This is a genomic window from Brevibacillus fluminis (assembly GCF_003710825.1).
Taxonomy (GTDB): domain Bacteria; phylum Bacillota; class Bacilli; order Brevibacillales; family Brevibacillaceae; genus Brevibacillus_D; species Brevibacillus_D fluminis.
On sequence record NZ_RHHQ01000008.1, the window covers coordinates 536,138 to 558,430 of the forward strand.

Below are 22,293 nucleotides of genomic sequence, written 5' to 3' on the forward strand. Positions count from 1 at the left end.
AAATTAGTTGGTTACGTAGACGCTTTTCAGCACGTCGGTCATGATGTCCAGACCTTCTTGCAATTGTTCGTCAGTGATTACCAGTGGAGACAAGAAACGGATGATGTTTCCGTTCACACCAGCGGACAAGCAGATTACGCCAGACTCGTAGCAGCCTTTGATGAGTTTGCCTACCAGCTCTTTCGCAGGTGCGCCTGTTGCAGGATCTACAAACTCTACTGCGCACATAGCGCCCAATCCGCGAACATCGCCGATAACAGGGAACTCAGCTTGCAGAGCGGAGAAGTGGTTGCGGATGGTTTCGCCGATTTTTTGGGAACGGCCAGCCAGATCTTCGCGCTCCATTTTTTCGATAACAGCCAGTGCTGCCACGCAAGCGAGCGGGGAACCGTTGTACGTACCGCCGATTTCGCCCGGGTTTGGTGCATCCATAACTTCTGCACGGCCAGTTACCGCACTGATTGGCATACCTGCTGCGATCGATTTGGACATGGTCATGATGTCAGGTACAACGTCGAATTGAGAGATTGCGAACATAGAACCTGTACGGCAGAAACCGGTTTGGATCTCGTCTGCGATGAACAGGATGCCGTTCTTTTTGCAGAATTCGACAACGCCTTGGACGAATTTTTTCGGAGGAACGATGAATCCGCCTTCGCCTTGTACTGGCTCCATGATGACAGCCGCAACTTCTTCAGCAGCAACTTCAGTCAAGAAGAATTCTTCGAACTGCTTCAGGCAGAAATCTACGTACTCATCATCTGTCATGGAAGCTGGTTTGTGGAACGGATATGGGAATGGAGCTTTGTATGTCGCTGGTGCGAATGGCCCCATTTGGAATTTGTAAGGTTTTACTTTGCTTGTCAAGGACATACCGAGCAAGGTACGGCCATGGAACGCGCGGGTAAAGGAAACGATACCAGGGCGGCCTGTAAATTTACGAGCGATTTTAACTGCATTCTCAACCGCTTCCGCACCGGAGTTAGCGAACATGGTTTTCTTTTCATGTGTACCAGGCGTGATTTGGTTCAGCTTTTCAGCCAGTTGGATGTAAGATTCGTACATAGCAACGTTGAAGCCTGGGTGGATCAATTTCTCAGCTTGTGCTTTCACTGCTGCCACAACTTCCTCTGGGCAATGACCTGCGTTCACAGTACCGATAGCAGCTGCAAAATCGATGAAGGTGTTGCCGTCAACGTCAGTCAGCAGCGCGCCTTTACCGGATTCAGCGACAACTGGAGTCAGGTTGCTGATCCCTTTTGCTACGCTTTGTTGTCTTCTTTCGGTGATAGCTTTTGCTTTTGGTCCTGGTACGCCAGCGGATACGTTCACGAATTTACGTTGTTTCGACATGTTAACTTTCCTCTCCTCTATGGCAAAGTGTTTTAAAAACGAATGAAAGATGGTTGGTGCGACCTCACTCTTTTATATTAGCAAAAAGCGTGCCAAACTAACCAAGCCTAGTTTTACGCATTTTTGCATAACGCTTTCATTGATATTATTCAAAAATGAATTAAAACCCGATAGATGCTCGATTCATTTTTGAATTAACGTTTCACTTTTGAATTATTGCCTCACGCGGTACTTTTGCAGCTTGCGTACGACCGATGGCTGGCTGATTCCAAGCAGATCCGCCATCTCCGCTGTCGTGCGGCACCGTTCTGCTGCATAGCGCACCCATTTTTCCTCGACCTGCTCGATCGCTTCCTTCAACGACACGCCCGAAACGCTCGGATCGATGTTGACCTGATGATCGGACACGGCGCGAATTTCTAGTGGCAGATGGGCCACCGCGATGACATCTTCATCGGCTGTAACCACCATCCGCTCTAGCACGTTTTCCAGCTCGCGCACATTGCCCGGCCAGTCATAATGCAAAAGTGCCGCTGTCGTTTGCGCATCGAGCCGCTTGTTCATCCCGTACCGCTCATTCAGCGTGCGGATGACCACCTTCAAGAGAGCCGCGATATCTTCCGGGCGATTGCGCAAAGGCGGGACTTGGATCGGAACGACATTCAAGCGGAAGTACAAATCTTGTCGGAACTTCCCTTCCTTCACCATCTTGCCAAGGTCGCGGTTGGTCGCCGCGATCAGACGGAAATCAACATCGCGGTACGTGGTGCTGCCGATCCGCTGCAGCCGTTTTTCCTGAATGACCTTGAGCAGCTTGGCCTGCAGCGTCAAGGGCAGCTCGCCGAGCTCATCCAAAAAGAGCGTGCCTTCATTGGCAAGCTCGATAATGCCCGGTTTGCCCGATTTGCCCGCACCTGTGAATGCACCCGCCTCATACCCGAACAGCTCCGACTCCAAAAGCCCTTCCGGAATCGAGCCGCAGTTGATCTCAACGAACTGCCCGGCCTGCCGTCGGCTGTTCCGGTGAATCTCCTTGGCGATGACGTTTTTGCCGACGCCCGACTCGCCCAGAACAAGCACATTGGAATCGACCACCGCCACTTTCTTGATCAGGCGGTCGATCGCCTTCATCGGTTCGCTTACGGCGACAAAGCCCTCATTGTTCTTTTCACGCAGCTCCTCGATCTCGCTCTCGAACTGCTTCAGCTGCTCGGTCATGCTCTCATACCGCCGCTTCAGCTCGAGAATTTCAGTCAAATCATGCGAATAGTTCACAACGGCTTCAAGCGTGCCATCCGGCGCAAAAATCGGATGGGCGGATACCATCAGCTTTTGCCCCTTGTTCGTTTCCTGCAAAATCGTTCGCGGCTCGCCGTCATCGATCACCATCCGGGTGACAGAAGGGGAGAAAATCTTTTCCCGCTCCATCTCGATGACGTTTTTGCCCAATAAATCTTCTTTATCCATGCCGTACATCTCTTTGCAGGATTCGCCGATCAGGCGGATGTAGCCCTCGCCGTCTGTGATCAGCAAATGGTCGCGGGACGTGTCCACAATTCCTTCGAGGACGAACCGCCCCCAACGCCCAGCCAACTCAATCTCTTTATCTTTCACTCGCAACACCACCTTCGATGCGCTGCGCACGCGATCCTTTTTCTTCATTATAACGCATAATCGGCATCGCTTCTGAACTCTCTTTTGGAAAAGTGACAGCCGTTCCCATTGCAAACAGGAACGGCTGCGGTTCTTGGTCATGACCTTGACGTGTACCCTATACTTTGAATTTTCCTACAAGCTCTTGAAGCTCTTCGGCCATTTTGGCAAGTGCTTCGGCGGATGACGTAATTTCTTCCATCGAAGCCAACTGCTCCTGTGAGGCTGCGGAAACGTTTTGTGTTCCCGATGCGGCAGCTTCTGCAACACCTTGAATCTGCGCAATCGATTGTACAACCTGATCCGTGCCAGTCGATACCCCCTTCGATAAGGTTGACACATGGCTGCTTTTTTCAGCGACGAAACGGACCGAACTTTGAATATGTGCGAAAGATTGACCTGCGGCGTTCACCACCTTGATTCCTTCCGCCACTTCCTTGGTCCCTTTCTCCATGGCATGAACCACTTTAGCCGTTTCGGTTTGGATGGTTGTAATCAAAGCAGAAATTTGCTGTGACGAGCTTGAAGATTGCTCTGCCAGCTTGCGTACCTCATTGGCAACGACAGCGAATCCTCTTCCGTGTTCACCAGCACGCGCAGCCTCAATCGCAGCATTCAAGGCCAAAAGATTTGTCTCAGCAGCGATGCTCGTAATGACATTAATGATGTTTCCGATTTCCCCGGATTTTTCTCCGAGACCTGTTACCACAGCCGCCAATCCCTGAATCGTCGTATGAATCTCATTCATTTGGGTAACCGCTTGTCCGATCGACTGGTTTCCTGCTATCGAAGCGTTGGTTGTCTCTCGTGCTAATTCGGATACGTCCTCAGCCAAGTGAGAGATTTCCTTGACGCCGCCTGCCATCTCCCTGATTGTGCTTGCGCCTCGATGGACACTTTCTGCCTGCTGTTCTGAACCAGACGCCATTTCCTGAATTGTGGTGCTGATTTCTTCGGTCGCCTGACTGGTTTGTTCTGCGCTTGCTGTCAACTGTTCCGCGGAAGAAGCGATTTGGAAAACTGCCGCATTTATTTTTTGAATAATCAATTGGAGATTTTGCAAAAATGAATTGAACCCTTTTGCCAGTTGTGCGATTTCATCCTTGCCTTGCACATGCAGTCGAGCTGTTAAATCCCCTTCATTGCTGGATAGCTCTTCCATGCGTTTTGCCACAACCAGAAGAGGTTTCAATTTTTTAAAGAGCACGGCGATTGAAACGAACAGAGTCACGGCGATTACTCCAACCAGGACGCTCAGTACGATGAGATACATGCCCGTTTGTTGTCTCGCTTGATCCGCTTCTGCTTGCGCACGGCTGTTCATCTTTTGCTGAAACTCTTCGATCGGCTTCATGATGATGCTTTTTTTCTGGTCGTACTGATCGTCAAACATCAATTCCCGGGCTTTGTCCAGATCGTTCTGTTCGACAGCCTTCATCGCAGCATCTTCAATGGACACGAGACTATCGGAATTTTGTTTTGCCTGTTCAATCAAGTCAAGCTCATTCTGAGGGGTTTGCAACTCTTTCAGCCTTTCCACGATCCGGTCTCGTGTTTTTGTTTCATTTACCTCCCGCCAATAGTTGTCCACGTACTGTTTTTTCCCGGACACGGCATATCTTCGCGCCTGTTCTGTCAGATAATCGGAAGCATTGGCTAGATCAATGCCAAGCTGCTTCAATTCCGACTGTCGTGATAGTGTGGCACGCTCCTTTTCATAACTGGAATTCAACAGTAACACACAAGCTACGATGATGATAATGACGGAAACAAACACGCAGGCAATTGCTTTTAACATAGCTGAAATTCTCATCGTTTTTCCCCCAGCGAACTGACATTATGTAGATAGGATATATTTTCCCGCTGGTGTCGAATTTGAAACAGGGGGAAATGTAAATGTTTTGCGAACTGATGAACCGTCTGAAACCAAGCAGCGTACAGAAAAAAACCACCGCGTGGGTGGTTTTCATCCTTTGTCAAAACTACAATTTCTCGTGCAGCTGTTCGACGAACGCGACGATCAGCTGAATGGTCAGCTCCATGTCGTCTGTGCGCACGCAGCTGATGGCGGAGTGGATGTAACGTGTCGGAATCGAAATGATGCCGGTCACCGCTCCTTTTCCGGTCAGACTGATCGTCCAGGCGTCGGTTCCTCCGTTCAGCACAACCTCGCGTTGGTACGGGATTTGGCTTGCTTCCGCCACTTGGGCAAGCTTACGCGTCAGTTTTTTCGGCACATTGTTGCCGTGCGAAGTGCTCGGCGTCCAGTCATAATAGACGAGCGCTGGCCCTTTGCCCAGCTCGACATCGACGACTTTTTCATCCATGCCCGGTGTGCCTCCTGCGAACGTCACATCGATCGCCAACGCGACGTCCGGTTCGATGGCGAAAGCGGCGGGACCTGCGCCGCGCAAACCGACCTCCTCTTGGACCGAAGCGACGCCATAGACCGTCGGACTGATGTTTTTGTCCGCGAGCCGCTTCATCACCTCGATCAAGACTGCGCAGCCAGAGCGGTTGTCCACCGCTTTTCCGGTAAACAGGTTGCTGCCGTTGAGGAACTGCCCGTCTCTATCAAACGTGATATAGTCCCCGATCTGTACACCAAGCGCTAGCGTTTCTTCCTTGCTGCCTGTTCCCAAGTCGAGATACAGCTCCTCGATTGGAATTGATTGCTTGGCTTCCTCCGGAGTCACGATATGCGCCGGTTTGCCGCCCGTCAAGCCTTTCACCGGGCCTTTTTCCGTCTGGATCACCAGCACCTGGTTGAGCACCATCCGATCATCGTGGTAGCCTACGGGATAAAACCAGACGAAGCCCTTCTTGTCGATATGACGGACGATGAAACCGATCTCGTCCATATGTGCAGCGAGCATCAGCTTCAAGTCGGGATGGCTGCCGTTCTTCACGAAAATCTGGTTACCGAGCGCATCCTCATAATGCTCGTCTACATAAGGTGCGATCTGCTCTTTCATGTAAGCAGCCACTCTCTCCTCATCACCCGATACGCCGTGTATCGCATCGAGCTGAATCAGGTATTCCTGAATCGTTGGCATGTTCAATCCTCCTCGGTTTATCAAACGGTCTGATTTTTTCGTCTATTTATATTATAAAGAACAAACCGGGGTCAGATTTTCGTTTTCCCAGCACAAAATCTGCACGATTCTATCGTTTTTGATTGTTTGCATGAATGGTTTTCTTATTCGATAATTGCTGAGGGAGGGTACGCCATGTCGGAAAAAATAATCATTGTGCCATATGATGAAAGCTGGCCGGAGCTTTTTCAGGAGGTTGGTCAGCGCTTGCGGCAAGCTTTACAGGAAAAAGCGTTGCGTATCGACCATATCGGCTCGACCTCGATTCCTGGACTAGCGGCAAAACCGATCATCGATATTCAAATTTCCGTCACCGATCTCGAAGAGGTGGAATCTTACAAAGGGCCATTGGTGCAAGCTGGCTTCGTCCATCGTTCCGACAATCCGGAGCTGACCAAACGGTATTTCCGTGAAACGCCGGGTGCGCGACGGACCCATATCCATATGAGGCGAGCCGGTAGTTGGCCAGAGCAGTTCGCGCTGCTTTTCCGCGACTATTTGCGGCTGCATCCGGAAGATTGCCTTGCCTATGCCGAACTGAAATACCAGCTTGCGGCTATGTATATGAAGCCACATGAGCGCTCGCTGTATGTAGAAGCCAAAGAACCATTCATTTGGGGTGTGATGAAAAAGGCGGATAAGTGGAGCCAGGAGGTTGGGTGGCAACAGGGGAAGTCGGATGCGTGATAAATGAAAAAAGCGCCGGCGCTTTCCAGAAGCGCAGACGCTTTTTTCCGTTGTTGTTGTCTTTTGGGTATCGATCAGGTACTTGGCTGGCTGGCTGAAGGCTGATCGCCAGATGGCGGATTGCCGCCTCCTCTACCGCCGCGCTGACCCATTTTTCCTTCCACCATGTTTTTCACGGAGATTTCGAGCTGCTCGCTCATCTTGTCCGATTGCTCCTGTGTCATTTTGCCGTCGGTGACTTCTTTTTTCAGCTGCTCCTTGCGCTGCTCGACCAGCAGCTTGATCACATCGTCTTCCGACACACCTTGGTCCTTGGCGATATCGGCAATCGTTTTGCCTGCCTTCAAGGCATCCTGTAGCTTGGTTTCATCCAGCTTCAACAGCGAGAGCAGCTCGGTGTTGTTTTGGAACGACATCATGCCGAATCCGCCACGGCCCATTCCGCCCCGATCCATTTTGTTTTCAATCATGCTTTTTACGCGGTCGCTTGCGTTTTCTTTCATTTTGTCCGCCTGATCCTGCGTCAGCTTACCGTCTTCCACCTGCTTTTTCAGCTGGGCTTCCTCCTGGCTGACCAGCAGAGACACAACTGCGTCCTCCGCGACACCTTGCTCTTTGGCGATATCCGCAATCGTCTTGCCCGCTTTCAGCTCATCTTGGAGCTTGGTTTCGTCCACCTTCAAAAGCGAGAGCAGGTCGGCGTTGTTTTGCAGTAAAATGCGGCTAAAACCACCGCGCTGGCCCCGTTCGCCCTTGCCACTGCCGTCTTGCGCGTGCTGCGCTGATGTATCTGCACCACCTGCAGTCTGATCGGGATTCGCGGCACAGCCTGTACCGAGTGCGACGACAACAGCCATTGATCCCAAGAGCAATCCGATTTTCCGTTTGCTAAGCAACGTGCATTCCTTCCTTTCAACCACTTGCTTCATCACAGGTTCAGTCTACTGAGACTCTTTTTGAAATTTCTTTTAAACCGGTGGAAAAGTTGTGGAAATGTGGGGGAAAAATGAGGGTTGCGCAAACAAAAAAACCCCCGAAAGCGATTCATCCGGGGGTTGCCGTTCTTTCTCATTTCGTTTCCTTCTGCTCTGCCTTGATCTGCTCGTATTCCGCTTGCATCTGCCGCGTTTCACGCTTGCGGAGAACCAAGTTATGAAACTGCTTGGCGGTCCCCGCATCGTCGAGAGAAATGACGCGCAGCGGGATCAGCTGTTCTTTCATCGCTTGCACGGCGACAAGCTGGGCTTCGGTCAATTGCGGCTTCACATGCTCCGCCAAAATCAAAGTTAGTTCCGTCACCAAATCCAATTGAGTTTCGATAGCATCCAATATTGCAGCCTGCCGCGCCGGAATTGTGGCAAGCTCGGCATAAAACTGGTAGAGCTCCTCGCCCGTTTTCAGCTGTTTTCGCAGCTCCTTCTCTACTGCTGCACCGTTCAGCCTTTTTTGCAGCAGCTCTTGACGTTTTGCCTCTTTTTCAGCGATCCGTGTTTCCTCCCGCAATGTTGCGAGATCGGTCACTTTCAGAGATTTCATGTCACCCACTCCTATTCGAATGAAAATCCAAAGCCATCCACTTCGACAGGGCTATAGGTTCCGGTGGCGGAAATCACCATCCGGACATTGATCCCCCACTTGGACGCTGTTTTCCGCTTATTCGCAAATGTATGCGCGGTGCTGTGCAGCAGCGAATGGGTGAGATCTTCCCACGTTGGCTTTTGATCATAGCCGTTGTTGCACGCTACCAGGGCAATCGTTGCCGGGGGTTCATCGAGCAAGATGTCAAAGGAACGGATATGCGTGCGATAGACGGGTTGCTCGCAGCGCGGATTCGCCAGCTGTGTCGTGAGAATCGTAATGGAATGCGATCCGTACGGAAGGTCCGCTTTTTCAAAAAGGACCGCGTCTTCCTCCGACTCCGCAAATTGATCGATCTCGGCCAGAAACACATCGTCAATCAACACATAGGCAATAAACGAATGCGGCGTTTTCTTCCCGTGCCAGCGGATGCCAGTTCCCCGGAATGGCAGATGGACGCTGCCCATACCGGTTGTTATCGTTTTCGCATCGCTAACCGTCATCCACTCTCCGCCTGCGCTTTCATAGATGACCTGGCCCATGTCAAACGGGACGGACATCCGTCTGCTCTCAGCGGAAGGGTGCTTCCAGACGGCATTCAACGTGAGGTAATGGGCCGCTTGGGATGTTTGAACGGGTGTCTTGAGATGAAAGGAAAGTTCGTCTGAAGTTGATACTGACCGGGCTTGCGCCAAATTGACCGTTCCTTGAATGTGCGGATACCGCAGCAAAAGATTATCGCCGCTCCAGCCCGGGTCCACATCGATTCGTTCAAATTCAGCTTGGCTGATCTCGTAGATACAAATCTGGGACAACCGGGTTACCTGATCGCTTGCTGTTTGCAGTGCGGGTATTGTGAATTCAAGCAGGTTTCCCCCACCTTGGATTTTCATGTGAAGCGTCTGCCATGTATTGATTTGTGTGGTTGACGGTCCTTTCAGAGTGTTGATCATCAACGGAATGTCAGGGTAATTCGACATGACTTTGATCATCACCAAGTAGTATTTGCCCGCCTCGCCAGTAAAATATTTGGTCAATTGTAGCTGCGTGTCAGGGGAAGCAGCACGCGCTTCAATGATGTAGCTCCCATCAGGATAAGCGTCGGGATAGAGCTCGATGTCATAGTCATATTGATAGGAAGAGGCATCCAGCCCAAAATGCCAAGAGCCCATCGGGTCCTTGGATGTATCGCTTGAAACAATAAAGTAATTTTGCAAGCGCCGCTGTTCCGTCGAATCACTGATCGTCCCTTGCTCGTTGCTGATGGCATTCATTCTCCACCAGTACCGATCAGCTGGCAGTGGTGTAATAGGCGTAAACCGGACTTCCTGGTACCCGACGACATATAGCACCTCTGCGGTTATGGAGCGAATCAAGCACTCGCTGCCTGTCGTTTGGTTGCCATCAAACCGAATATACAGATACAAGACGTCCAACGACTGGCCATCGGGCAGAACCAGTTCAGCCACGTACGTCTGGAACTGTTCCGATCGTTCTGTCAGGGATAGCACCGTCTCATTCAAGCGCATTCCATCCGTACTTTGCATTAGCACCTTTAATACGGCAGCCGAACCGAATCGGATCATATGGGCATCCAGCGTGATTTTTAGTTTATCCCCCGCTTTCCACCCTTTCAACAGCTGCCGCATCCCCCAATCGTTTCTACCTGAGCCATTCACGACACGCAACGCTTTGGTTCCTTCTGTCAGGTCGATCACTTCAAGGCGATCTTCATAACTCCAATGATTTTGTGGGGACCAACAAGGAATTGATGTTGCGCTGTCACCGTGTATGGCAAAATCAGCGTTTTGCACCAGTTGACGCTGCCGTCTTACTCCGCCCATAGGGAAAGAGTGCCACTCTTCGCCGTCGAATACTTCCCATCCTGCAGGATCGTCCTGGGTTGAATAGGTAGCGACAATGCCCGAATACGATTCATCCGATGCCAATTGCAGACGAAAATGCTGATGGTCACCGATCGGATCATGAACAATCGAAGCTTGAAATGAGGGTGATGGTCCAGTTCGGATGCCATTTGGTGGTGATAGCAAAAAGGGAGCTGAAAGCCTTGAGGTCGTCCGAAAATATGCGCTCTGCAGGTTGCTTACAACGCCGAACCGATCTTTGGCCACCGCCTCCCAGCTGTAAATGCAGTCTGCTTGCAACAGACCTTCAGGGACATCATACCAAGGGTTGGCCGTTTCGATAAATCGATAGGTCAAAACATCTCTTGGCGTAGGACTCGTTTCCTTTATGCTGATATAGAAACCTTGGATCGGGTATGTATCCTGATCGACTACCTTGAAGGATAAACGAGGCGTAAGGCCAACCGTAACCTGATCATAATAGTGACTGCCAGTTAGGTCGTATATCTTGGGTTGCTGATTTGGAATAAAATATTGATCAATTGACCACAGAGACTCCAATTGATTTTCGTCCCAAACCTTCACACGCCAGCAGTACAATCGATTCCACGAAAGGGCTGGTCCCTTATAGAAATATCGTAAACTCCGCGAAAACACTTTCCCCGTGTCATGAATCACAGCCCCTGTGTTTCCATCCTGAATGATAACCTGATATGCTGTTGCCTGATCTCCCGGATCCGCATCAGTGAAAGTCCAGCTAAATGAAGGTTCATTTGAGCCGTTGGCATAGGGAGCTTCTTTTGTCCCTTTATATGAAAGTGGAACAGGCTGGTTAGGAGCTTTCCCCAGATCCATCTTGAATATCTGATAATTGGCCCCTTTAAAGTCACACAGTGTAAAATAAACTTTCCCATACAACACCTGTTCGGGATGATAGGTTAGAAGCGGAAAAAGAAAGGATTGCCCAGTTACCCCGGTAAAAATGGTCCGTGTCGTTAATGGATTGGGTATGGATATTTCCACCAGGTTCCCTAATCCGTTCAGCACGTAAAGATTCTCATGATGGAAAAAACCGCCTAACGCCCATGTGGCTATGTAGGATCCTTTTGGGATTGATCCGATTAATGTGGGCGAGCCGACAAAATTCCGGCTGATCTTATACAGCTCGCCCGTCCCTTTTATCAGGTAATAAAAGAACGACTCTCCACCGATCCCGATCAAAATCGCATTTTGTTGGTCATATCCACTGAGATTGCTGACGGAAATGGAATTGATTTTTTTGTTTGTTTTGTAATCGATTTCGACGATCGACGTTCCTTCATTACGAATGAACGTATCTGTATAAGGATCATATTGAACGCCGCTTGTATAGGGAACAAGGGGAAAGCTTGTGGGATTCGGCTCGCTCCAGCTTTGCGCTTTGGTCAAATTGTTCTCGGTTGAGAATGAGGTTTGATTTATGTCTGAGGTGTAATACGACAACTTTCTGGTAGCGCCATACAGCGTAAGCATCCCTTTTGTATTCAGGGCAGCCAACCGACCTACTGACGATCCGCTAATTGACATGGTTTCTCCTCCTCTCTTCATCAAGTTGAACGGTAATCAAATAGAAGGGAAAAATCCCTTGAACATCGACATGCGAGTCACAAGGGATTCGATTTGCCACCTCATTTATTCTACTCGAACGAAAATCCGAACCCATCCAACATGGCAGGCGAGAATGTGCCGTTCGCCAAAATCGTCAATCGTGTGCTGACTCCCCATTGAGCGGCCGTTTTGTTCTGGTTGGCGAATACATGCTTCCCGCCGTTCGTGACGATCGCCGTGACATCTTCCCAAGCAGGTTGTTCATCAAACCCATTGTTGCACGCCTCGACGATAAATTTGCCCGGCTTTTGATCAACGATGGTTTCGAAAGAAGACACGGTGAGCATTTTGGTCCCGGTGCTGGCCGGATTCGAAAACTGGCTCGCTTTGACGGTAATCGTATGGAGACCGTACGGGAGGTTCAGGCATTCGTACAGCATTTCTTGCCTGCTCGAATCTGCATAGAGGTCGACTTGCCCTGCAATCCTGTCGTCAATGAGTACGCTTGCGATGCATGAATCTGCATTTTTTATGCCGTGCCAGCGTATGCCGGTGCCGGTAAATTGCAGCTTTACGTACGCATTCGGATCATTCATGAAGGTGATCACACCATCCTTATAAACCGGTGTCCCTGCATACCGGAGATTGCCGCTGATCCCTGGTACATGCTCGCTTACACGGGAGGAAGGAATGGTACAGACGGCATTCATGGTAAAAGTATTTGCTGGTGCTGTGGTTTGAATAGGCTTTTTCAGCGCTACGGATACCACATCGCCGCTGCGAAAACTGCTGCTCTGGGATGGGTACGCAGTTCCATCAACAAAGGGATATTTCGTATTGAGATTGAAGCCAGACCAAAGCGGATCCACCCCAATTTTCGCATACTCCATTTCTGAAATCTCATAAACTCGCGGGTTCGCGATATAGGTGTGCTGTCCTATTTCCTTTGGGGAAATATGGAACTTGAGATAATCTAAAACGGCGGTTTTCCCCGGCATTTTAAACCAGAGCGTCTCCCACAGATCCGGTTTTTGCAATGTTGCGCTCTTGTATTCGCCGAATTCGATGTAACAATCAGCATACGTCGATTTCATGTCCGCAAGAAAAAGATAGTATTTGCCCGATTCAAAGTCGGAATCATACTCGCGGATTAGGGAGAGGTTGGCATTAGGTTTTTGGTTGACTGCGTGGATGGCCCGTTTATCTTCTGGATGCTGAGGGTATTCAACCATCAGTGAGGTTTCACTCGCATCCCCTTCCAGCTCTAGATCCCAGACAGAATAATCGGACTTCCCGCTACCCCCATCCGTATAATTGAGCGGCAGCAGGTTGCTCAGCTGCCGGTCCGTGGAATAGCGAAGCGGTTCTCCCTTTGTCAGGTTGTTGTAGCTGGCGATCCGCCAATACCATACTTTTGGCGCGAGCGGCTCAGGTGGTTGGAACCGGACGAATTGATACGAAGGGACATCCGCCGCTTCAACGGTCAGGGCATCGAGCCAGCACTCGGTATATCCGGCTCCCTTGATCGCAAAATCAATCTGCATGGAAGACCAGTAATTGGACGGTACGACGATTTCAAATGAATAACTCTTGTAAGCGGAGCTGCGTTCGGTAATGACAATTCCTTTATGCGTAAAATTAGTGCCGGAGAGCTGCACGCTGACCTCGGCTCCAGGGGCGATGCGAACCACGTTAACCGTGGCATTCACTCTAAGGCGCTCGCCGGGACGGATTCCGCTCAGTCCTTGCGAGAGCTTCAACTGAGATAGCACTGGCCTTTGCTGGATTAATCGCACGGCTCGCGAACCGGTGTGCGGCGGTGCGTTCAGGTCAAAGATATCGTCTACCGTGATGCCATCCGTACCCCAATCATTGTACAATTTCCCTATCGTATCAGATTGTTCGAAGGATGCGTTTTGGACATACTGCGTGCGCTTTTTTACACCCTTTGCAGGAAACGGCACCCATTCTTTTCCGTTATGCGCTTCCCATCCCGCCTGGCTTTCGTCTGTCCGATAGGTTCGAACCACGCTGAAATTGGGCAGTTCGGAAAGGTCGAGCTGAAAATGTTGAGACAACCCGCTCTGCTCGATCGCAAGCTCTGCTACCAAAGACGGTTGGAGCGTCGTCCTCTCTTGATGAACAGGGCTTAGTGGCATGGGAGGAGCTGCACTCGCCGTCGTAATAAAAAATGTCCAGTTGGTATAGAAGGCTGCGCCATACGCGTCAAACCCATTCAATGTCCAATAATAGGTAGTGCCGCGCTCCAAAATATTTGCGGGCACATCAAAATACTGGTCTTGCGGATCGGGTGTAAATCGCCGATTCAGCACCTCCTTGAAATCGCTCAATCGGTTTATTTTGATATAGATTTCCCGGATGGGATCATTGTCGGGATCGGTGAATCGGAAATGCAGCCGAGGAGTAAGTCCTAAAATGGGTTGATGAAATGTTACATGGGAAACTCCTGTTAAGGGAAATACGGTGGGCCGCTGGTTTGTCTTGAAATACGCGTACCGGCTCCACTGACTTTCGGCATCATAATAATCCCATGCCCGTACTCTCCATTTATATAGCTCATGAATCTTGAGGGATATCGTGTATGTATAAAAGAAATTGCTGAGTCCCTTCACTTTTCCGCTATCATAGATAATCGTGTCTGTCGCTACCTCGGTGATTTCCAGCTGGTAGGCTGATTGCAGATCGCGTTCGTCCAAATCAAAGAATGACCATCGTATGGCTGTTTGGACGTCATGGATGCCAGGCGACGTACTCGTACCGTCAGGGGTAACGATATTCGGCGTTTGCGGGTTTCGATTTTTCAGGGTGATTTCATAATGGATGAAATCAGTACCGTTCAGATCTGACAGGGTAAAGAAGTGAGTCGTTCCGATCACTTGGCTTGCGGCAAAAGAAACCATCGGGTATGAGCATTTCAGACCGGACACTGTGGTCGCGGCAACGCGCGTCGGTTGACCCGTCTGAATGGAAATTTCCTGCAGCTCTGTTCCCGTCCTGTTAATCATGTACAGGAAGTCTTGATGATAGAATCCCCCTAGCGCATGTTGCGACTGGTAGTATACGGGTGAAATCGTGGTGACAAAAACAGGCGTGCCTATCAAGTTTCGATTCAGTTGATACAACTCTCCGGTCGCTTTCACTAGGTAATAAATGAATTTTTCACCAGTAAGGGATGTGATGACACCATCGTGGGAGTTGTATTGCGGAATGTTGGTGATGCTCATCGAGCGAATCAGCGTGTTGTTTGTGTCGTATTCCGATATTTGCCCGTTATTGTTTCGCAGGTACGTGTCCGTCGAAGGATCATATTGCGAGCTTTGCGTGTGGCTAAGGAGCGGAAAGGTCGTCGCATTTGCGCTGCTCCATGTATGAGGGCCGGTAAGAACATTTGAATTGGAGCTGTAGCAGAAAACCTTATCAGTGGTATAAAAGCTTTTGGTTTTGCTTGCGCCGACAAGACCAATGTTGCCGCTGGCTCCTTGCAGCGTATATGTGCCGGCATTTCTTATCCATAAAGCCATGCAGCCGGTCCCTCCTATTTCAGTTCAATCTTTCCTTGCGTTGCATTAAAAAATCCTCCCGTTACAGTAATGGCACTCAAATCACGGAAGGTTTCGATAAAAATGTTGGCTGTTACCCCGTTCAGCTCTGCCTGTTTGATCGTTTCCAGCTCAATCAAGGCATCGATCATGTTGCGCTCCGTATGGGTAAGCCTGCGCTGCAGCTGGTCGATTTCTGCCTGTTTTCGCTCCAGCTCAGCATCGATCAGTGTAAAATTTTCATTTATTTTCAACGCACCCGCACGCAGGCTGTCAGGTGCGTTTTGGTCTACCGAAATTCGTTCATTCAGCAATGCCATGTCGTTCCCTCCGATCAGGATGTGTGGACCATCAGGTTACGCGCTCGCGGCGTGAGCATCGGTTCCGAGCTGCTTAGTTTGATCCGCACACGGAAGCTTTTCGCCGGGGTGTCCAGCCGTATCTGAAATTTCACGCGCATGAATTCTTCATCAATCTTGCCTTGTGGGCTTGCAGACCCGGATGAACGCCAGTTTTTCCCGTTGTCCACGGTATATTCGACGAACTGGGTCGTTCCTGAGGGCGAACTCATATCGAGATAGATGGCGATGTCCGAAAAGTTTTCTTCACTGGTGATCAGGCGACTCACATACATGCCGTCGTTTTTGTATTTCATCGCCACGGCGTTCACCTGTTTTTGCAACACAGGCGAAGAGCCCTTAACTCCACCCACTTCCTCTGACCGCATCAAGGCTCGAATATACACATCTGTAGCTACCTGCACCAATTGCGTCACATCCTGGCCTGCCAGCGGATACCACGTGATGCTGTCGAGAGAGTATTCCCAGCGAATGTCCGAGCGTTGAGGGACTACCTGGCTTGCTGCCAAGATGAGATGAGTCATTTTGTTTACGCTGATCTTATTGAAATAAAGCTCCGATTTTCCCGCGAATTTGGCGCCATACAGCTTGAACTTCAAGTCCATATCCTGATGGGCAGTCCACGCCGACCCATTGGACGAGGAAAACAAGAGGCCGATGTCGTACGGCTGGCGGGACACGATTTTTTGTGTCGTCAAATCCTTGTTACCCATCCGGGCCACATAGGCACGGTAGTTGGCAGAGGTCGTCAAAATCACGATGGCATACTCCACATTCGCCTGCAGCAAAACGGGATCGGGGAACGTGACGCGGGTCGGCACCGTTCCGTTGTTGGAGGTCTTCACTTCCCAGCCTTTCAAGACTCGTGAGGTCATCACATTCATAGACGGATAACCATTGGATACCTGGCGGATTTGCACGGTCAAATCTTCCTCGTCGTCCCGGGTGGCGAAAAAGAGGTCGATGCTCGTAATGTAGCGCTCATCGGTGAGCAGAAAGGTTTGCGCCAAAGGATCGATGTGGCGCCACCATGGGATTTGCCAAAAGGTTTGTTCGACGATCTGCTTTCTACCGATTCCGATATAGGAGGCTTTGGCTTCGTTTTGGATGGTCACTGGATATCCCCTCTCTTTTAGTCCGTGTTATTCCAGAAACGAACTTCTCTCGTCCCGGTTCGGATCTGGGCAGGAATGACGAACGTGCACGAGAATCGTCCGTTCGCATCGGCTTTCATCGTGCCGGACAGCGCTCCCGCTTGCGATCCTGCGGACGGCACGAGATTGACCGGCACACCGTCAAACGTAGCCTGAATATTGGTCGCATTCTTCGTGAATCCTTCCGCTTGTACCTGCACGGCGCGAACTCGGATAAACGGCACGTACTCATCGAGAATGACCCGCGTTTCCGTCCGGCCCTGGTTCCACCAATCCCACCACCAGCCCCAAATATAGCGGGTTATGACCGTCTGCTCTAACCAGATGTCATGGGAAGGCGTCAAGCGGACCGTCGCCATATTGCCAAACACCTGGTACGGATTGACGTTCATCGTTTCCGTCGCATTCGACTGGTCAATCAGCACTTCTTCGGTGTAATTGATCGTGAGCAGCCGCTCGTGCATGCGGACGCTCGATTTCTCCGTGTTGATTTGCAGATCAAAGAAGGCATCTTCGATGGGAAGCTGCAGGCTTTTGCTGCGCGGATCGATCATCGCATCGAATTGCGTGCCGTCCCCCATGTCCGCTCTCGCGAAATTGGTGAAATTGTCCGTGAAGATTCCTTTTTTCGTGACCGCCGGATCGGCATATTGGGCAGCGCGATCCAAATCATTGATCGCTTGGTTGTATTCGGCACGCTCCAGCCGGTCTAGCAACGAGCGCAGCTCTAGCATCGTCAATCGTTTCGGTTTGCGATTGGTAACGATGGCTTGCACACTATTGGCTGGAAAGCTGATTTCCCCCAGCTCCAAAACGTCAGGCGGAGATGTAGGCGTAGGCGGCTGCATCGCGCTTTGCCCCCGAACCACCTTGATTTTGCCGTCTGCCGTCAAATAGTAGACATCGATTCGCGGCAAATAAAAGGTGTATTCGACCTGAACCTGTGTTTGGTTGACCGGTTTGGCTCCTCCGTTCTTGAAAACCAGATATCCGTTTTCCAAGGCGATATCCTCACCCAGCACCAGCTTCTTATTGTAGGTATACGTAACCGTATAGTTTGTTCCCCCTTCCGGCTCTTTACCGGACGGCTTCCAACTGATCCAATCCCCATCCTGCTCAAAATCGACCTGCGGATCATACGTGATTTTATTGTCGGCTGGACCGCGGGTGACGCTGATGATATCGACGACAGGACGGTTGACCAACGAATCAGCTGTACCCGGCATGTTACCGCGTGTCACGGTTTGGCTGACTTGGACGACTGCAGAGACGTTGACCAGCTCTTTCACCGGCTGGGAATGAAGCTTGTAGCTTGCCTCCGTGGTAACGTACCGCTTCAGCTCATTCTTCACGGTTTGGTACTCTTTCGCCCGCGGCACGCGGATTCGTTCAGGGATCAGCTTGTTGATTTCATAGCCCTGGACGTAGGCTTTGCCCGCATCGATGACCAGATTGAGGTTATCCTCGTCTCCCGGAATCACCTCGATGAAACCATCCATGCCCGACACCAAAAAATTCCCGCTCGTATCATGGGTGCGCCGTGCAAGAACCGGGGTTAGCCCCTCCAGCTCCTGAGGAATTTTGGGAGTAGCCAGCACGCCGTCGATCAGCCGATACATCTGGATGGCAACGGGATTGTTCACGACCCATGTCGGTTTGGCGACCAAGCGGTCAGCACCGGGCATGCCGTGATTGGAGTAGCCGACAGCCGGGTCCAACAGCTCGGTATCGTGTTCATAGGTGATCACCTGATAATCGACCTTGAGTCCGATCAGCTCCTCCCCTTCCGCCGTTATCGTAAGGGTCTGTTCCTCCACCAGTAGAATCATTCCATCCACATAGACGCGTGCGGGCGAAATGACCAACTCTTTGGTCGTCTGATTAATCCAGAGCTGACCGCCTTCCAGCACGTTGCCCGTTCCAAAAATGAAATCGCCAAACTGTTTATCGCGATGCAAAGCGAGAGATTGCATCTCGTTCAACTCGGCAGTTTGTAGCCGTCTCCCGCCTACTGACAGGACAGATACCCATGAGTGCTTTGCCGGATCAAAACGGTTGTAGTGTTTCGTGGTCGACATGAGGCCACCTCCCTAAAACTCTATGATAAAATCGATCGATTCTTTTTGATTGGCTTCCCGGGTGATCGGGGAACGGTTGTTGAGCACCAGCAGGTAGCCGGGATCGACAACATCTGCCGGATAAACAACCTGCTGGTTCGGCAGCACATGGTCTTTTGGCTGAAGGCCGGCCCATACGCCGGTTTGCCGGAACGTTTTCAATGCGAATTCGTCATAGGACAACCACCCCTGGACGTAGACCCAACGGGCATCCAGACTTTTTCCTTCCTCGATGCTGACGGTTCTCCAGTTTTGGTTCATCTGTTCGATGGTTCCGGCACTATCAGGAACGACTAATGTGAGTTGGTCGGAGCGTTTGTAGCCGATCGTTTCCACCATGGCGGATTGATAGGAAACGGGCGGAACGGTCTCGGCCGCATCCCACGGCTGCTCTTTTCCCACTCCGATCCATACGCTGCCGTTTTTCACTAACTGGATGGCTTCAAAGGTCCGTAGTCCTTTGACATCACTCGTAAAGCTGGCCATCTATGGGGCACCTCCTGACCGTTTAATGGTAGATTGCTGAACGGAGAATTCTTCTGTCACAAACGTGTGCGGGTCTGTAAAAAATACATTGGGAGACCACCATGCCTGCCTTTTCAAACGCGCGGATTGATAGCAGTGAACGGCATGCGCAGCTTGACGGGTAACCGCTGGGCCGCTTAACTCCTCATCCAATCTAGAAGGGAATTCGAATCCGACATGCACTCGGTTGGATTGATGCACCTGTCCCCGTGGCGCATAGGCCTTCATCTTCAGGGCGAGGGCAAATAAATATTGAAAGCCGGCAAGACCCATCAGCTTCACCAATCCTTTGGCAAACGAATGGGTATCCACAGCTCTTTCGTGGGCAAAATCGGGTTGATCCTCCAACACCGTCTTGATGATGGTTGTGAGCGGCATGTATTCCTTTCCATCTGCCAGTACACCTGATTCCGACAAGGTTACTCCGTCCTCTGGCATCGCGCGAAAGGTCTCAAAAACAGAAAGACCCTTCAATTGAAGGGACTCGACGCTCAGCGTGCCGGATGAACTGAGGAGTGCCAAAAGCTCCTCCTCCGTCTTCACGCCATATTCTGTTTTCCACAAATCAATCGATTTCGAGCTCAGCATCTTCACAAAAAAAGCTTTCCACAAATCGCGGTCGACATCCGGCATGTGGCTAGCGACGAGGTCCATAATCGCATTCATTTGCCGGCTTTCTTGATAATAGGAGGGCAAATAGCTTTTCAGTATTTCATTCAAAGGATCGTCACCACCGGCTTGATGGAGCTGTCTCCATCCAGATGGACAGTTCCCATAGGCTTGAGGACGCTCGCATCGGCAGCTCCCGCGTTGATGAGCGCAGCGATCATTTTAGACGGATAAATGCTGCCGCCGACGCCGATCGTCCGCGTATAAGCGAGAATTGTGGATAAAGCCAATTCTTTTGCAATGCCTTCGACCTTTACCGTAATGTCCACTTCTTGCTGATTCAGCTTGCGCACGCGCACATCGACGCCGCTTGGCTTTTTCTTATCGAGAAAGCTTTGCGTCTCTTTAATCAGCTGATCGATCTGTGACTCGTTCCCTCCGATCACAACATCTACCGAGCCGATGCCACGCGCTTTGTCGATTGATTTCGCATAGGTGACCCCTGTAACCGTCAGCGCCCAGCGGACATAATCGGAAGTGGTCCCGCCATGCTCCGGATTGCGCTTTTGATACAAGATCCGGTTGCGCAAATCTTCATCCGTTTCCAAATCCATTCCGAACTTGGCCGGCTCTGGATTCGTCACCCGCTTAATATCGCTGTTTACATCAAACAACAAGGTGATGGTGTTCGCAGCAACATTGCCGCCAACGCCAGTCTGCTTGCAGGTAGCCATGACCAGCCCCCGGCCGACGGTGACTTTCTTAGTCTGCATGAAAGAGGAAGCATACTCACCAGCTACAGGCGGCTGCGGGGGGCGCACAATGACCGAGGTGGTCGTCACCGGTTCGGGCGGACCCGTTTCCTCGATTTCGGTCGATACCAGTAAAACTTCCGTATCTGTTGTGAATGAGATATCCGCATTCAAGATGCCGAAGGTCGTTTTCGCGGGAATCACCTTGTTGGGAGTCCCGTCGATTTGCAGCATTACTTTTGCCGGAGCTGCGGGGATGCGCTTCAAGCCATGGTCGTCCGCGATATAATCCAAGTAAATTCCTTCTGCTTTCACCGCAAATGCCTGCTCCAAGATTTGGCGGAGCTTCATTTCTTCGATCCAGAGCTGCAAGGCGATCGGAGCCAACGCATCGTAGATGATGGAGCCCTCGCGTTTGTCCAGCCCGGCTGGAACACGGTCGAGCATCTCCTGAAGCTTTTGCTCGAATGTTTCCGGACTGCTTACCGTCGTCATGTCAAATCACCCCCTTGTAGCTGATGATTCCTTCCACCGTCTCTGCCTGGAAGGAAATATAAACTTCATCCCCCACTGCAGACATTTCGAAATCGGAGACGCGCTCGATTCGGTCATCGTAAAGGATCGCCTCCTGGATCATCCGCACGATTTCGGAACGGATCATCCGTTCATGAAAGCCGCGGCCGAACAAGGACTGGATTTCACAGCCATAATCGGCTGAATAAATCGGGAAATGGTAGCGGATGGTTAGGATTGCCTTGGTGATGAACTGTTCAATCGCGGCCTTGCCGTCGATCTGCTCGCTGATTTCTCCCGTTTCCATGTCGAGGCGGTACGTCCGGGATGGTTGCCGTGTGTTCTGGGTGAGCTTGGGAAAGGAGATTGTCGGTTCCAGCCCCATCTTATTCCCCCTTGGCGTATGATACGATTCGATCCATGATAAAAAACTTTTGCCCGCCCTCAAAACTGATCACCATGACTTTATCCCCCGCTTTCAGCTCGCTCGCGTATTCCATCTTGGCTTCCCCTTGCTTCAAGGAAAAGTCTCCGGCTGACACGCTCAGCGCTGTGGCGGCGTGCGTATGGGAAATAGGCGAGGGGATCGGCGTCAAGGTGACGGAAGGCATCCCGCCTTGCAAATCCGCTTTTCCTTTCGTCTCTACCTTCAACTCACGCTTGTATTCCTTCGTCAAATGTTCAGCCACGACGAGCAGCTCCTTGGGAATGATCAGCTTGTCGTTTCCTTTCAGCTTGACCTTCAGCTCGGGAGGAGCGGACACCACTTCCCCCTCCATCAAGGACGTTAATTTCATTGATTGAATCGTTTGCAGGCAAAATTGTTTGATCAACTGACCAATGGATGACAAAGAGCTCCCTCCTGTTGCCGCGGACCTTACGCAAA

Annotated in this window: 17 protein-coding genes; 1 reads left to right on the forward strand and 16 read right to left on the reverse strand. The window is 50.9% G+C overall.

Annotated elements, in window-relative coordinates; translation table 11 throughout:
* Positions 1–3: 3 nt before the first annotated feature.
* The 4 genes from gabT to EDM56_RS11920 all read right to left on the reverse strand — a co-directional run bounded on the left by gabT (position 4) and on the right by EDM56_RS11920 (position 6,062).
* Entirely contained in the window at positions 4–1,353 is a 1,350-nt protein-coding gene (gene gabT, locus EDM56_RS11905) for a 4-aminobutyrate--2-oxoglutarate transaminase (RefSeq protein ID WP_122918109.1), read from the reverse strand.
* Between the two features lie 213 nt (positions 1,354–1,566).
* Positions 1,567–2,967, reverse strand: coding sequence for a sigma-54 interaction domain-containing protein (locus EDM56_RS11910; RefSeq protein ID WP_246009354.1), 1,401 nt, complete (start codon positions 2,965–2,967; stop codon positions 1,567–1,569).
* A gap of 157 nt (positions 2,968–3,124) precedes the next feature.
* Positions 3,125–4,819, reverse strand: coding sequence for a methyl-accepting chemotaxis protein (locus tag EDM56_RS11915; RefSeq protein ID WP_122918111.1), 1,695 nt, complete (start codon positions 4,817–4,819; stop codon positions 3,125–3,127).
* 169 nt (positions 4,820–4,988) lie between these two features.
* Positions 4,989–6,062 carry a M42 family metallopeptidase gene (locus tag EDM56_RS11920; RefSeq protein ID WP_122918112.1) on the reverse strand — a complete coding sequence of 358 codons (1,074 nt, stop codon included), beginning with the start codon at positions 6,060–6,062 and terminating at the stop codon, positions 4,989–4,991.
* 174 nt (positions 6,063–6,236) lie between these two features.
* Here EDM56_RS11920 and EDM56_RS11925 point away from each other — a divergent pair, with 174 nt between their 5' ends.
* Positions 6,237–6,788 (forward strand): GrpB family protein, encoded by a 552-nt coding sequence (locus EDM56_RS11925; protein WP_122918113.1) that lies wholly within the window; start codon positions 6,237–6,239, stop codon positions 6,786–6,788.
* A 74-nt stretch (positions 6,789–6,862) separates the two neighbouring features.
* On the opposite strand, the gene EDM56_RS11930 is transcribed toward EDM56_RS11925, so the two are convergent.
* The 12 genes from EDM56_RS11930 to EDM56_RS11985 all read right to left on the reverse strand — a co-directional run bounded on the left by EDM56_RS11930 (position 6,863) and on the right by EDM56_RS11985 (position 22,258).
* Positions 6,863–7,684, reverse strand: a complete 822-nt coding sequence (locus tag EDM56_RS11930) for a hypothetical protein (RefSeq protein ID WP_122918114.1) — start codon at positions 7,682–7,684, stop codon at positions 6,863–6,865.
* Between the two features lie 172 nt (positions 7,685–7,856).
* Positions 7,857–8,324, reverse strand: a complete 468-nt coding sequence (locus tag EDM56_RS11935) for a hypothetical protein (RefSeq protein ID WP_122918115.1) — start codon at positions 8,322–8,324, stop codon at positions 7,857–7,859.
* A gap of 11 nt (positions 8,325–8,335) precedes the next feature.
* Entirely contained in the window at positions 8,336–11,797 is a 3,462-nt protein-coding gene (locus tag EDM56_RS11940; protein ID WP_122918116.1) for a glycoside hydrolase family 78 protein, read from the reverse strand.
* Between the two features lie 110 nt (positions 11,798–11,907).
* Positions 11,908–15,360, reverse strand: a complete 3,453-nt coding sequence (locus EDM56_RS11945) for a glycoside hydrolase family 78 protein (protein ID WP_122918117.1) — start codon at positions 15,358–15,360, stop codon at positions 11,908–11,910.
* A 14-nt stretch (positions 15,361–15,374) separates the two neighbouring features.
* A complete protein-coding gene (locus EDM56_RS11950; RefSeq protein WP_122918118.1) occupies positions 15,375–15,698 on the reverse strand; it encodes a hypothetical protein in 324 nt (107 codons plus the stop codon).
* A gap of 14 nt (positions 15,699–15,712) precedes the next feature.
* Positions 15,713–16,852, reverse strand: coding sequence for a hypothetical protein (locus EDM56_RS11955; protein WP_122918119.1), 1,140 nt, complete (start codon positions 16,850–16,852; stop codon positions 15,713–15,715).
* Positions 16,853–16,869: 17 nt separating this feature from the next.
* Complete coding sequence (locus EDM56_RS11960; RefSeq protein ID WP_122918120.1) at positions 16,870–18,969, reverse strand: DUF4815 domain-containing protein; 2,100 nt, start codon at positions 18,967–18,969, stop codon at positions 16,870–16,872.
* A 12-nt stretch (positions 18,970–18,981) separates the two neighbouring features.
* Positions 18,982–19,494, reverse strand: coding sequence for a hypothetical protein (locus EDM56_RS11965; RefSeq protein WP_122918121.1), 513 nt, complete (start codon positions 19,492–19,494; stop codon positions 18,982–18,984).
* Positions 19,495–20,253 carry a hypothetical protein gene (locus tag EDM56_RS11970; RefSeq protein WP_122918122.1) on the reverse strand — a complete coding sequence of 253 codons (759 nt, stop codon included), beginning with the start codon at positions 20,251–20,253 and terminating at the stop codon, positions 19,495–19,497. It abuts the gene before it with no gap.
* The gene (locus EDM56_RS11975) at positions 20,250–21,389 is read right to left on the reverse strand and encodes a baseplate J/gp47 family protein (protein WP_122918123.1); all 1,140 of its coding nucleotides are present in this window, start codon (positions 21,387–21,389) and stop codon (positions 20,250–20,252) included. Before EDM56_RS11975 ends, EDM56_RS11970 begins: the two co-directional genes overlap by 4 nt.
* Before the next feature lies 1 nt (position 21,390).
* Positions 21,391–21,792 (reverse strand): DUF2634 domain-containing protein, encoded by a 402-nt coding sequence (locus tag EDM56_RS11980; RefSeq protein WP_122918124.1) that lies wholly within the window; start codon positions 21,790–21,792, stop codon positions 21,391–21,393.
* A gap of 1 nt (position 21,793) precedes the next feature.
* Positions 21,794–22,258, reverse strand: coding sequence for a DUF2577 domain-containing protein (locus tag EDM56_RS11985; protein ID WP_183192400.1), 465 nt, complete (start codon positions 22,256–22,258; stop codon positions 21,794–21,796).
* Positions 22,259–22,293: the final 35 nt, after the last annotated feature.

Excerpts from the sequence above, each read along its gene's own strand:
- gabT (WP_122918109.1), bottom strand. The coding sequence starts at position 1,353 with ATGTCGAAACAACGTAAATTCGTGAACGTATCCGCTGGCGTACCAGGA.
- EDM56_RS11915 (WP_122918111.1), bottom strand. The coding sequence starts at position 4,819 with ATGAGAATTTCAGCTATGTTAAAAGCAATTGCCTGCGTGTTTGTTTCC.
- EDM56_RS11920 (WP_122918112.1), bottom strand. The coding sequence starts at position 6,062 with ATGCCAACGATTCAGGAATACCTGATTCAGCTCGATGCGATACACGGC.
- EDM56_RS11925 (WP_122918113.1), top strand. The coding sequence starts at position 6,237 with ATGTCGGAAAAAATAATCATTGTGCCATATGATGAAAGCTGGCCGGAG.
- EDM56_RS11935 (WP_122918115.1), bottom strand. The coding sequence starts at position 8,324 with ATGAAATCTCTGAAAGTGACCGATCTCGCAACATTGCGGGAGGAAACA.
- EDM56_RS11940 (WP_122918116.1), bottom strand. The coding sequence starts at position 11,797 with ATGTCAATTAGCGGATCGTCAGTAGGTCGGTTGGCTGCCCTGAATACA.
- EDM56_RS11945 (WP_122918117.1), bottom strand. The coding sequence starts at position 15,360 with ATGGCTTTATGGATAAGAAATGCCGGCACATATACGCTGCAAGGAGCC.
- EDM56_RS11950 (WP_122918118.1), bottom strand. The coding sequence starts at position 15,698 with ATGGCATTGCTGAATGAACGAATTTCGGTAGACCAAAACGCACCTGAC.
- EDM56_RS11960 (WP_122918120.1), bottom strand. The coding sequence starts at position 18,969 with ATGTCGACCACGAAACACTACAACCGTTTTGATCCGGCAAAGCACTCA.
- EDM56_RS11965 (WP_122918121.1), bottom strand. The coding sequence starts at position 19,494 with ATGGCCAGCTTTACGAGTGATGTCAAAGGACTACGGACCTTTGAAGCC.
- EDM56_RS11975 (WP_122918123.1), bottom strand. The coding sequence starts at position 21,389 with ATGACGACGGTAAGCAGTCCGGAAACATTCGAGCAAAAGCTTCAGGAG.
- EDM56_RS11980 (WP_122918124.1), bottom strand. The coding sequence starts at position 21,792 with ATGGGGCTGGAACCGACAATCTCCTTTCCCAAGCTCACCCAGAACACA.